The following is a 12582-nucleotide window of genomic DNA, read 5'->3' on the forward strand; positions in this document are numbered from 1 at the left end:
ACTTCGTTATAATCATCATGTTAATGCTAAATCTTTATAGTGTGTTACATAGTTATTCGCCAAACCTAACTCATAGTAAGCTGCACTAGTAAAATCCTTTACCAATTCCCATTTGCCGCATACCGGGTTATGATGAATGTAATCCAACTTGTGCTCTATCATCTGCATGTCAAAACATTTCCTGGAATCAAAGGACAATCTGAAAACCTGATGTTTTTTACCCTTTTGCCGTTCATTTTCCTGAACTCCTCCCTCGATAACTTGTAATAATCTAACATCGGCTTGCTTTTTGATATCTTTCACTATAGCATAGGCCATAAACCGTTTTCCCTCACTAAAAAGCAGGTTTAAAGGTTTTGATGGATGGGTAGGACTAAGAAGACAATACAAATGATTGGGCATGATCATATAAGCCAAAATACAGCAACCATCTTTCAATAAATGATCAAACCACTTATACACAGCTGGATATGCCTGCGCCTGCTCAAATAGCGCCAACCATTGGTAGCCGGTTAAAGTACAGTGGAAAACTTCGTTTGTTTTGGTATGTAATCTATGGGTTGACAATTTATTATTTTTTAATTCTCTAATTCCTCAGAGTCCTCTGCGAGTGACTCTGAGGAGGGGAAAAAAGCTCGAACTAGCGCTGGAATTTTATTAATGTTACTAATCCCACCACAAACGAACAATCCTGTGATAGTTAATAGTACTACGGATCATGAACTTACTCCAACCTTCTCCTCGTTCTGAATAATTATCTTGATACAGGTAATCTGGACAAAATTTAATCAGTTCCTCAACATATTCATCTAAATCTTCAGGGAGGATTTCGAGCTGAAACATCACCCAATCCCTATTCGCTCCCGCGATATATAAACCGTATAGCTTTTTCCACTCGGAAAGTCTCTCTATTATGTCTTCAGTAAGCAAATTATAATTGGGAGCTTCTGTTCCGTGAAAACGAAGTATATCAAATTCATCATCAACGTTTAGAAGATTCAACAGATATTCTTGCTTGCCCAATTGCGAAAAATAAACCTGACACCCTTTAGGATTTAGGGACGACCGAAGTGTTGCTATTGCCTGATTAGCCCTGGTCTGGCTTATAGGAAATACAATACTTACATCTAATGAATCTACCGTAACAAAAGCATCTAGATCAGTTTGCTTATATTTTAATATCTCCTGAAGATCAACAGGATCAAGCCCGGCTTCTTCTATTATTTCTAGTTCTTTATCAGTAAATCCAGCCATTAGTTAAATAAATTATAACATTTTATCTCAAAAAGTAGTTTTATCTAAATACGCAACCATTTCATGGAATGCATCATAGGATGGTTGCCATCTGGCAGGGTCTTGTTTCACAAACCTGATATAATCATCTTCTTTCACTTTCTTGTATTCTTCGTACTGAGGATTATTGAACATTTTCATTATGATCAAACTTTTGAAAGTGCAATTACCAGGAATATAACTAGAGTATTCACTGAAAGAATGTGCATTAAGAATTTTATCATTTACTGCCTGCAGGTCTGGATATTTCTCAAAAAAAGGTAGAATGTAAGTAGCTACATGGTTCATGATGGCAACCTGAAAGGCCTCTATATCACTCTTCAGTTTTAGGGGCATAGACCCCAAATCTTTCAGAACATGAGTCCAAGCTTCTTTGTCTCTCCAAACCTCATGACTAGTCAATAATGGTTCAAAGTCTGGATTTTTTAAATCTATTATTTTGCCCAAGTGATAATTCATGCTTTCAAACCCTAAATCTCCGGATATTCTAACAAATCCTCTGTTGGTTAGGCTCATGCTCAAAGAAATTCTATAGATGGCATTTCCTTTTTTCTTTTTATACCTAGCGACTCCATGATGAGCCAGATACTCAGACTCTTCAAATTCTATTGTCTGAAATCGAAGGGCGAATGATTGATATATACTCTCGTTAAACTTCATACTTATTTCGCTTCTATAGATCCTCCATTTTGATATAACTTAATAAAATCACACCTGGTGCGGGGTGGCCCAAAGTGGCAGAACAGTAAATATTAAAAAATGGGTAAGTAAAGTTTTTTTCATGGTTTAGACATTAAATGTTTTCATGTATATACTTTAAAATTTCGACTCTCAATATTATATTTTTCGTTGATTTATTCATTTCATCATTATTGATTCTCATCACTCTAGAAATTTAAAAATTGATTCTACCCAGAACTACGTTTTTTCTTGCATTCACTGAAAAAAAGTAGCGATAAGCCAAGTAATTTAGCAACCAAAAGAAACGCTAGCTACTACTTTCCAATTTTGCTACAGCATAAACAAATCCTGATGTTTTAGAAGATCCCAATTCAGAAGAGGTCCTATCTCCTATCATATAGGAAAACCATTTAAATGCAACAGCAAAAGATAATAATGCTGATAACACACCCATTATCATGAAGTCCAACCAACTAAGTTCATACTCAGATTTTGCCATATGTTAATTATATTTAAAAAATTATTTCAACTAATATTATGGCTTCATCACATATGAAATATGATAGCAAAACGCTCACTTCACTGTTAAAAATATTTATTTTTACTTTAAAAAATCATATTCATCTTTGTAATTACTATTCGGCCGTACTGGCAACATTACATTTGGAATTAGAGGGTTATCTAACTCCACCATTACCCCTTTTAACCAAGCCAGCTTAGCATAACCTAAGGCCGGATGTGATATAAACTCATTAACCAGTTCCATGTATTTATTGCGTTGCTTATGCCGTCTAGGTGTCAACAGCTCATTAATCGCCACTTCACAACCTGATTTATCCTTTTCTATCAAAGCTCTAAAAAAAGTTACGTCGGGCTGAATTGAAACATTCCGTTTCTTTTGGCTTAGTGCATCCAAAATATCAACATAGCTATGTTCTAATTCATCTTTTATAGCTAATTGAATAGCATAAATAATTGAGCCTTTTTTGGTGATCTTATCATAGCCGGAATGCCTGAGATGAGCATAACGATTAATCAAACCCTGGTGATCACTTAAAAGTGCATATGATACATGAGCCATTCCATATTCCAGTATGCGGCTGTCATAATTATTTATTAGATGCTCATCAAGTCTTCCGCAGGTGTAAAAATGCTGCCGACACCCTAAAAGAGAACCTTCTAAGAAAAATGATTTCAAAGCAAATCTTTGATGATCGTACCACTTTGATGATTTAAAGGATTCAATTCTGACTTTTCCTGATTTCAGGCTTTGTAGTAAATCATCCTCATTATCAATTACACTTTGACAAACCTTTAACAATCTTTCCTCCCTACTTTGCAAACTAAATTCCACCATGGCTTAAAAATCTCCTAATCTTAATAAATTAACTTGACCAGACTCCCGCTGGTGCGAGCCTCAGGCTCGTATCCCACTGCACATGAAAGTACTCAAAATCTATTTATTAAACCTACAATGCTTAAAGTCCGAGCTGGAACCTCGAACTAGCGATTAATAAAAAAGCAATTGCTGGTACGAGCCTCAGGCTCGTGCCTCAACTATCTCATAAGCACCTAAACCACCAACTTATACCCATACCCCCTAACATTCAAAATCTGAATAGAACTATCATGTTGTAATTTTTTTCGGAGCTTGCTGATGAAAACATCCATGCTGCGGGCGTTGAAAAAGTCATCGTTGCCCCAGAGCTCTTTGAGGATCACGCTTCTTTCTGTGAGGTCGTTTTTGTGTATGATCAGCTGGTAGAGCAGCTGGGCTTCGCGGTGGGTCAGGGTTTCTTCGGCTTTTTCATGTACCAGTACCTGCTTGCTCAGGTGAAACTGGTAGCTGCCCAGCGTAATCCAGGCGTCAGTTTCGGGCTTGGCGGCCCTGTTCACTAGTGCGTTGATTCTCACAATTAATTCTTCCATGCTAAATGGCTTTTTAATGTAATCATTGGCACCATAGCCAAAGCCTTCCACCACATCTTCAGTACGAGATTTGGCCGTGAGGAAGATAATGGGAATAAACGGATCTATCCTTCTGATTTCCTGGGCTACGGTAAAGCCATCTTTCTGAGGCATCATCACGTCAAGTACCAGCACATCTGGTTTATTTGAGGCATAACTTTTTGATGCTGCTACGCCATTTTCGCAAAGCTCTACCTGGAAGCCGCGGCTTTCCAGACTTTCTTTTACGATGAGCCCTAGTGCGGCCTCGTCCTCTGCTAATAGCACTTTTATTTCTTCTTTCATGGCAGTTCTATTTTGAAAGTGGTATGCTGATCGTCAGCGATTAGCGTTACTTGTCCGCCATGCTTTTCTATGATGTTTTTAGTGTAATAAAGTCCTATTCCAAAGCCTTTTACATCATGCACATTGCCTTTTGGTATGCGATAAAACTTTTCAAATATCTTGTCTCGCTGTCCCTTGGGAATGTTTCCGCCATTGTCATCTACCAAAATAGTGGGTTTAGCCGTATCAGCAAGGGTGATGTGTATATCATCTCCACCATATTTAGCAGCATTATCTACCAGGTTAGAAACCGCGTTTTCAAAATGGAAGGCATCTACTTCCGCCATTACTTGCTTTTTCAGTGTTAGCCTGATCTGCTTTCCGGGATGAATGGTAGTATACTTTTCGGTGATCTGTTTTAAAAGCTGTCCCAGATCTGCGGGCTCTAAATGAAGCAGTAATTTTTCACTATCTAAAGTGGCCGTTTCCAGAAGCTTTTCAACCATTAGATTCAGTTTAATCAGTTGATCATGAGATATTTGTAGATACTTTTCAGTTTTCTTCGGGTCGTTCTCTGTATTGAAATTCCGAATACCTTCTATAGCAGTCGATACCGTGGCAATAGGCGTTTTAAACTCATGTGTGATGTTATTGATCAGGTCATTCTTAATCTCAGAAAGCTCTTTTTGTGATTTTATGGTACGATAGAGGAAAGCCAATGTAGCACTGATAAGTAGCACAAAGAGCACCGAGAAGAGGATGTTCCAAAGACCCTTTTTTAATATGATCAAAGGAGCATTTTCATACTTCATTTCCAGCTTCTGCTGATCAGGCAAGTAGGTGGATTTCGAGAATGTACTTAACACCAGTGGTTGACCCTGGCCTGTTTGGTAAGAGTCCGTTATAGAATCTTTGTTGATGTGAATGAGCGCGTAATCAATGGTGAGGTTCTTCCTTTCTAATTCATCGGCTAAGAGTTCATTTAGCATAGGGAAATCCAATGTATCTCTTGTCAATGAAACTACAATTTTGTTAGTGAGTGTTTGCAACTTTTCCAGACTATCAGCTAAATGTCGGCCTTTAAACATAGCAATGGCATTGGTTTCATCAATCATAATGCTATCCGCAATATTCTTAGTGATCTTGACAAATGATATATGAACACTATCATCATTAATTACAGTATCCGGATTATCCCAAAGTAAAGCCTGTTTTCGTAATAGATGACTTTTGCCAATGCGCCTGGTGAAATTTTGACTGTTAATTAATGAGTCAGGTTGGCTTCCAAATCCGAACTGAAGTTTGATGTCCTTCATGTCTGTGAAAGTGAGAATATCAGATTTGGCTATTTCCGAATAATATTCTTCTACACTATTATCCAGGCTTTGCTGTACTTCATTTTCAAAGCGCAGCTTATTCTGCTGGTAATTTTCCTGTATGTAGTACAGTTGCAAAGCGGTGGTGACCACAATGATAATCACTATTGCTACCCCAATAAGCCTGAAACGTTTGGAATTCATATACCAAATATAAGGAAGTAATTGGCCTTTCATCAGTCGGTTAACACTCGTTAACACTAGTTAACCCAGTCTTAAGACTCTTTCCATTTTGTTTGCTAAAGATCAACATTCAAACATCATGACAACATTTACCCGATTACTCTTCAGCATCTTTTTGATTTCATTCTTTAGCTATAAGGTATCAGCCCAGAATTTTTCAGGCATTGCTACTTATACAACTAGCTCTTCTATCCATATATCTATGGACAGCACACAGGTGCCTCTTGAAGAGATAACAAGAATCCAAAATGAGCTTAAGAAGAAGATGCAGAAAGAATATACGCTCGTTTTTAACACCACTGAATCTAGTTGGAAGCAGGTAGAATCCTTAAATAGTGGGCCAGCCAAAGCTTCAGGCAATGGCATGGAACTTATGATTGTCGATAATTCTTCCGATGAAGTCCTTTATAAAAACCTGCCTATGAAGCAGTTTGAAAGAGGCTCTGATCTGATGGGTAAAAAATTCATAGTTAAAGATTCACTTCGGAATTATAACTGGGTACTTACTAATGAGACCAAGACCATTGGAAATTATAAATGTCAGAAAGCTATAAGCACAAGGATAGTGGAGGCCAAGAAATTTTCAACCGGAATGACGGAGATGGAAGTAACTCAGGATACTATTAAAACAGTAGTTTGGTTTACCCCGGATATTCCAGTAGCCCATGGTCCGCAGGAATACACAGGTTTGCCCGGTCTTATATTGGAGGTCAACACCGGCAATAGAGTAGTGATCTGCACCAAAGTGATCCTGAATCCCACCGAGCCAGTGAAAATAGAAAGACCCACCAAAGGAAAAGTAGTGACATCAGAGGAATACAGAGCCATCTCTGAGAAGAAGATGGAAGAAATGATGAAGCGCTACAACGGCGGAGATGGTGAAAATATTATCGAAATAAGAACGAGCGGCTGATCAGTAGTAAAGAGGTTACTCTTACCACTTCGAAAGAGTAACCTCTTTACTACTGCTAAAGCAAGAGCAACCTCTTTACTTGACTACCGCTCTCTCTCGAAATAACCAACAACAACACAAATCCATGCTCCGCTATACTCTACTCATTTTATTAAGTTTTTGCGCTTTTAAGGTCAAAGCTCAAAATATAGTGCTCACGGGCAGGGTGATCGATTCTTTGAGATCACCCATTGCCTATGCTAATGTGCTGGCTACTAACCCTGAAACCAATGCAGTTACCTCTTTCGCGGTTTCGGATGCTGAGGGAAGGTTCAAATTATCGCTGGCCAGGAATACTCGTTATTTATTAAAGGTTTCTTTTATCGGCTATGCTACTTTTGAAGAGGAGCTAACCACTCAAAATGCTGATAGAGAGAACCTTTTGATTGAGTTGAGTCAGTCTACCAGCTACCTGGATGCCGTGGAGGTGGTGGAGGAAATGCCTGTAACCATGTCGGGAGACACCTTAATTTATAAAGCTGACGCCTTTACCAACGGCAGAGAAAGAAAATTGGGAGATGTGCTGGAAAAGCTGCCGGGGATAGAGGTGGATGATAATGGCGATGTGAAAGTGCAAGGGAAGAAGGTGAATAAGGTGTTAGTAGATGGTAAGCAGTTTTTTGATGGAGACACAAAAATGGCAACTAAAAACCTGCCTGCCAATGCCGTCGACAGGGTGCAGGTGCTAAAAGATTACAATGAAGTATCGCCTATGAATGGTTTATCAAATGATGATAATCTTGCGCTGAACATTCAGCTGAAGGATGGAAAAAAGAACCTGGTTTTTGGTGATGTTTCGCTTGGCGTAGGGCCTGAAGCAAGGTATGCCGGACATGGGAATGTTTTTTACTATAGTCCAAAGGTAAATGTGAATTTCATCGGTGATGCTAATAATATTGGAGAGCAGCCTTTTACTATGCAGGATTATTTCCGATTTAGCGGTGGGCTTGGAGAAATAGCCTCACATTCGGGGGCAGATGTAAATATATCATCTAGTGATTTAGGTTTTCCGATGGCCAATAAGGAAAGCGCACGGGATTTAGAGACCAAACTTGGAGCTCTAAATTTTAACTATAATCCCAGTAAGAAGTGGCGCCATTCGGCTTTTTTTATTGGTTCAGAATCAAAAAATACTTTTGGTAGCTTGTCGCAAAGAAGATATTTGAGAGAGGATATTACCTCTGAAGAGCTATTGCAAACTGATCTGTCTACCACAAACCAGTCAGGGCTGCTGAAATATTCGGCAACTTATACTCCTCGGGAGGAGACGTACATTAAGTACAGCCTTTTTGGAAAAGGGGCGGCACAGACATCTGATAATAATCAATTGTCGCAGTTTCCTGAGCAAACATCAGCTATTCAGGAAAGGGAAAAGCAGAATCCTTTGAGCATTGATCAGCAAATAGAATGGTATCATACGCCTAATGAAAAGAATGTGTTTTCCATGGAAGCAAAGTATTCATATCAATCAAAAGACCCATTTTTACGACTGAGTGGTGATCAGCCGTTGTTTCCCACTTTTCTGGATGCTGATGTTCGGGCTCTACGCCAGTCTCGGAATATCAGTAGTCAGAAAGCGGTGTCAGCATTTAATTATTACCGCGTTTTAAATAAAACCAATCATATAAACCTCTCACTGGGATATCGATACCTGAGGCAAAATTATACCTCAGATATTTACCATGAGCAGGAGAGTGGTGCTTCGACTCAACTGGATTCAGGTGTTTTTTTGATAGATGCCGATTATCATTTCTCCGATCTTTTCGGCGGTGTATCTTATAAAATGAAATGGGGACCATTGGTCTTAAGTCCTTCTTTGTATCTGCATCAGTACCAAGTAAAGAATGTGCAGCAAACTGTGGATATCACTAATAGACCGGTAATGGTTTTACCATCCATGTACGCCAAATGGTCTATAAGAAGTACTCAAAGTTTGACCTTCAGATATGGTATGAATGCAGAATTTGCTGACATAGAAAAGCAGATGAATGGCCTGATCATTTCGGATTATAATGCGCTGTACCAAGGGAATCCATTTTTGAAATATGGTTTATATCATTCATTATCAATGTATTATAACTATTTCAACCTCTTCGGTGGTATGAATATGTTTGGTAATGTGAGTTATAACCACAAGGCTGATGACTTTGCCAGTACTTCTAATTTCTCCGATTTACAACGTATTAATGGTGTCTATAATGCTCATCTGATTAATGAGAATTTTAGTGGTATGCTGCAGGCAGATAAAAGATTTAATCAGTTTAAAATCAGTGGCTCAGCAGAAGTAACGGCGAACACCAGCAATAATGAAGTGGAAGGTGATTTAGTAAAAAACAATAGCATCAGTCAGACTTACAAAGCCTCTTTGGCTACTACCTTCTTTAAAAAGTTGGATGTAAAAGTCGGTTACAGCCATCAGTTTAATAATTATAAATCTACTGTGGCCAATAATTCTTTTACTACTTATAATCCTTTTGTGAGATTAGATTTGGATGTAACTAAGTCGCTAAACCTCAACACAGAATATAGGTATAATGCCTACAAAAATACAGACACCCAAACCACTAGTAAGTTCATGCTTTGGGATGCCTCTATTAGAATTCATAAACCTTCCTCTGCATGGGAATTTAACCTGGTAGGCTATAATTTACTCAACACGCTCGGTGTACAGAGGAACAGCTTCAACGCCAATTTAATAAGCACCTTTGAATATTATATTCAGCAGCGTTATGTGGTGTTTTCTGTGAAATATGATTTGTGATTATTTTTATTTAATTTAGTACTTTGCTAGTTAAAATGTAATGTGAATGCCTAAATTATTAAAAATAGACCTCTTATCGGTAATACTAATAATATTTATCATTCTATCCTGCAACGATGATAAGGAAGTTGATGTTAGTTCAAATTTAGATTTAGAGATTGGATACGCTCGTGAATATTTTAATCAGAATAGGGAAGAGCTTTTCGGTCGATTTTCATTGAAGTCAGGGCGGTCTAAATTAATGCAATTGCACTGGGAGGGCGCTCATTTCAATAAAATGGATGACGCTCAATTGATAATTCCTTTCCATTTTAATAATACCTTGGTGGCTAAGACTGATGGTCTTCAAATGCCACTAGCGGATATAAGTTATATTATGATGAAAAAAATAGGCGATAATTATTTTGTAAGAAGAATTATTTCAATTCCAATTTTGGAATCATCTACTGCTCGTCTTGATCCTGATTGTTTTTCTGGGGTTCAATTTGTACAAAAGTTAAGTGGAGAAACGGTTGACGCTTATACTTTTGAAAATGGGATTGCTAGTAGGTTAAATGTGAACGGTGGTAGTAGAGATAATAGGATGTATTTGGATTGCTATACGATAGACTATTATGAATGTCAAAATGTTTTCGTGCCAGACTATGGGATTGATGAAACTTCATGTAATTATAGCTATTCAGAAACAATTTGTATGGAGCACGGAGGGACAGAGGGAGGATCTGACGGAAGTGATAATACTGGAGGAGGTGGGGATAATAGTTCTTACCCTCCTGGAAATGGAGCTGGAGATTCATGTTCTGGCCCCGGTGTTGGAGAACCCATAGAAGATTGTGGTGAGGGTTATATTATGGATGAAAATGGTGATTGTGTACGTCAAGTACAAGATCCATTACAAGATATTATGAAGTGTGAAGATTTAGATGATACACAGTTAGAAAAATTAAGAAACGTAGTAAAGGAATATTTGACTGCCGAATATTTAGCTAGCTGCCTAAATAATCAAATATATCAATATAATATCGATCACGGAAAGGAGTTGTGTTTTAAAATGGGAACTAGTACGGGCTCCCCGGGGGAATATGTTTCATCTAATGAAACCATATTCTTTCGAGATAATCAAGATATAGATGAAACAGTATTTGGTGAGGAGTTTTTTCATGTTTATCAAGATTTATTTTATAATGGGCTTCCATCTAATTTAGGTCGATCGAACGTAGAGTTTGAGGCAAAACTTTTCCATGACCTCAGCCATGGAGGTCAATGTTGTATTGCTTTTTGGGATCCTGAAATTCAGGAAGAGTATGTTGATTGGATTCGAGAAATTACAGATTGGTATTCTAAAATGCCCATATGGACAGATATGAGTGGGAAATATTTCCAATTCATGGAACAATTTATTCAGCTCAAGCCTGAGTATAACTTTCCAATTGACTATCAAAAAAAACCTGAGGCTATTTTTAATTTGAATGATTGTTTATGAAAAAATTCGTATTTATTACATCAATATTAATGCTTTCTATGACAAGCTGTAAATCTCAGAACCATTCTCAGGATGCTCGCTTGATAGGAAGTGTAGATAGTTTGTTTCAAGCTATTCAGGATGAAACAACCCTTAAATTCAAGTGTGAGGAAAAAAGAAAGGTTCACTTAGATTATATAATTAAGGAGGATGGAAATGTTGGAAAAGTAACGGTTGCTAAAGGTATTTGTCCTAAAGCAGATTCAATTGCCACTGTAATTGTGAAAAGGTTAAAATATCACCCTGCTATAAGAGATAATAATGCGGTTGAGGTTAGGAAGTCTATTGCAATTCCTTTTCGATGGAATGAATGACTATTTCTTCTTACTCCCTCTGCTTCTCCTTATAAACCAGCACCCTCCTGCCAATAATACAACCCAAAGACAGTATTAGAAAAACATAAGTATAATTGGCATAGATGTCATACACTTCACGAAGAATCGCAAAAGTGGCGAGAAAGATTAAAGCGCCTAGAAACAGGAGTTTGTGGTACATATAGATTTTTTTGCGTGCTTAAAACAGCAAGGAGACTACCTCATCCCCTTACTCAATTCCTTCACCGTTTCTACAAAAAACTTCACCTTGCCAGGGTCTGTGTCAGGATATACGCCATGACCAAGGTTGGCTATGTGCTTATAAGGTCCAAAGGCTTCAAGCATGTTTTTCACGGCTTCTTTAATATCATTTTCAGATCCGTAAAGCACACAAGGATCAAGATTTCCTTGTAGCACTTTATCTGGTCCTATCAGTGCTCTGGATTCTTTCACGTCCATACACCAGTCAAGGCCGATGGTATTGCAGTTTACCTTGCCTAGGGCTTGTCTTGCGAAGTATGCATCCTTGGCAAAAACTGTTTTTGGTACTTCTGTTATGGCATCACAAATCTGTGAGATGTACGGTAAGCTAAATGTTTCGTACTGTGCAGGAGATAAGATACCAGCCCAAGAATCAAATATTTGAATGAAATCAGCGCCAGCGGCTATTTGTCCTTTTAGGTAATTGATGGTGCTGTCTGTAATTTTCTGTAAAAGCTGATGCGCCATTTCTGGCTCAGTATAGAGCATGGCTCTGGCTTTTGAAAAGGTTTTGCTGCCGCCACCTTCAACCATATAGGCAAATATAGTCCAAGGTGCACCGGCAAATCCGATCAATGGCACACGACCGTTCAGCTCCTGTTTTGTGATTTTAATGGCATCGATGGTGTAGTGCAGATCTTCTGCTTCGGCTACCTTTAGTTGATCTACATCACCTTTGCTTTTAATGGTTTTAGGGAAGCTCGGACCTTTTTTCTCTACCATTTCATAAGTAAGCCCCATCGCTTCGGGGATAACCAAAATGTCAGAGAAAATAATGGCGGCATCTACCCCGAGAATATCCACTGGCTGAATAGTGACCTCGGCTGCCTTTTCAGGAGTTTCTACCAACTCTTTAAAGCCACTAAGGGCACCTCTCACCGCTCTGTACTCAGGTAAAATTCTGCCAGCTTGTCTCATTAACCAAACTGGGGTTCGTTCCGTTTTTTCTCCTTTAATAGTGCGGAGAATAAGGTCATTTTTTAAAAGCATGCGCAAAGATAATCCCA

12 protein-coding genes are annotated in these 12582 nt (G+C 38.3%); 4 read left to right on the forward strand and 8 right to left on the reverse strand.

Features of this window, described 5'->3' with window-relative positions; translation table 11 throughout:
• Positions 1-15: 15 nt before the first annotated feature.
• From LVD16_RS05625 to LVD16_RS05650, 6 genes are all read right to left on the reverse strand, one after another.
• Positions 16-567 carry a hypothetical protein gene (locus tag LVD16_RS05625; RefSeq protein ID WP_233772934.1) on the reverse strand — a complete coding sequence of 184 codons (552 nt, stop codon included), beginning with the start codon at positions 565-567 and terminating at the stop codon, positions 16-18.
• Positions 568-666: 99 nt separating this feature from the next.
• A complete protein-coding gene (locus tag LVD16_RS05630) occupies positions 667-1254 on the reverse strand; it encodes a DUF4253 domain-containing protein (RefSeq protein WP_233772936.1) in 588 nt (195 codons plus the stop codon).
• A 27-nt stretch (positions 1255-1281) separates the two neighbouring features.
• Positions 1282-1953 carry a hypothetical protein gene (locus tag LVD16_RS05635; protein WP_233772938.1) on the reverse strand — a complete coding sequence of 224 codons (672 nt, stop codon included), beginning with the start codon at positions 1951-1953 and terminating at the stop codon, positions 1282-1284.
• A gap of 622 nt (positions 1954-2575) precedes the next feature.
• Positions 2576-3331, reverse strand: coding sequence for an immunity 49 family protein (locus LVD16_RS05640; RefSeq protein WP_233772940.1), 756 nt, complete (start codon positions 3329-3331; stop codon positions 2576-2578).
• 215 nt (positions 3332-3546) lie between these two features.
• Positions 3547-4227, reverse strand: a complete 681-nt coding sequence (locus LVD16_RS05645; RefSeq protein WP_233772942.1) for a response regulator transcription factor — start codon at positions 4225-4227, stop codon at positions 3547-3549.
• The gene (locus LVD16_RS05650; RefSeq protein ID WP_233772945.1) at positions 4224-5726 is read right to left on the reverse strand and encodes a sensor histidine kinase; all 1503 of its coding nucleotides are present in this window, start codon (positions 5724-5726) and stop codon (positions 4224-4226) included. The genes LVD16_RS05645 and LVD16_RS05650 overlap by 4 nt, the downstream gene beginning before the upstream one ends.
• A gap of 118 nt (positions 5727-5844) precedes the next feature.
• On the opposite strand from LVD16_RS05650, the gene LVD16_RS05655 reads away from it, so the two are divergent.
• From LVD16_RS05655 to LVD16_RS05670, 4 genes are all read left to right on the forward strand, one after another.
• Complete coding sequence (locus LVD16_RS05655) at positions 5845-6678, forward strand: GLPGLI family protein (RefSeq protein WP_233772947.1); 834 nt, start codon at positions 5845-5847, stop codon at positions 6676-6678.
• Between the two features lie 124 nt (positions 6679-6802).
• Positions 6803-9478 (forward strand): TonB-dependent receptor, encoded by a 2676-nt coding sequence (locus LVD16_RS05660; protein ID WP_233772949.1) that lies wholly within the window; start codon positions 6803-6805, stop codon positions 9476-9478.
• A 46-nt stretch (positions 9479-9524) separates the two neighbouring features.
• On the forward strand, positions 9525-10961 hold the full coding sequence (locus tag LVD16_RS05665) for a hypothetical protein (RefSeq protein ID WP_233772951.1): 1437 nt from the start codon (positions 9525-9527) through the stop codon (positions 10959-10961).
• On the forward strand, positions 10958-11314 hold the full coding sequence (locus tag LVD16_RS05670; protein ID WP_233772953.1) for an energy transducer TonB: 357 nt from the start codon (positions 10958-10960) through the stop codon (positions 11312-11314). Before LVD16_RS05665 ends, LVD16_RS05670 begins: the two co-directional genes overlap by 4 nt.
• Before the next feature lie 10 nt (positions 11315-11324).
• Here LVD16_RS05670 and LVD16_RS05675 read toward each other — a convergent pair whose 3' ends face one another.
• Entirely contained in the window at positions 11325-11495 is a 171-nt protein-coding gene (locus LVD16_RS05675) for a hypothetical protein (protein ID WP_233772954.1), read from the reverse strand.
• 35 nt (positions 11496-11530) lie between these two features.
• Entirely contained in the window at positions 11531-12565 is a 1035-nt protein-coding gene (gene hemE / locus LVD16_RS05680) for a uroporphyrinogen decarboxylase (RefSeq protein ID WP_233774575.1), read from the reverse strand.
• Between the last annotated feature and the right edge of the window lie 17 nt (positions 12566-12582).

Source organism: Fulvivirga ligni (assembly GCF_021389935.1).
Classification (GTDB): domain Bacteria; phylum Bacteroidota; class Bacteroidia; order Cytophagales; family Cyclobacteriaceae; genus Fulvivirga; species Fulvivirga ligni.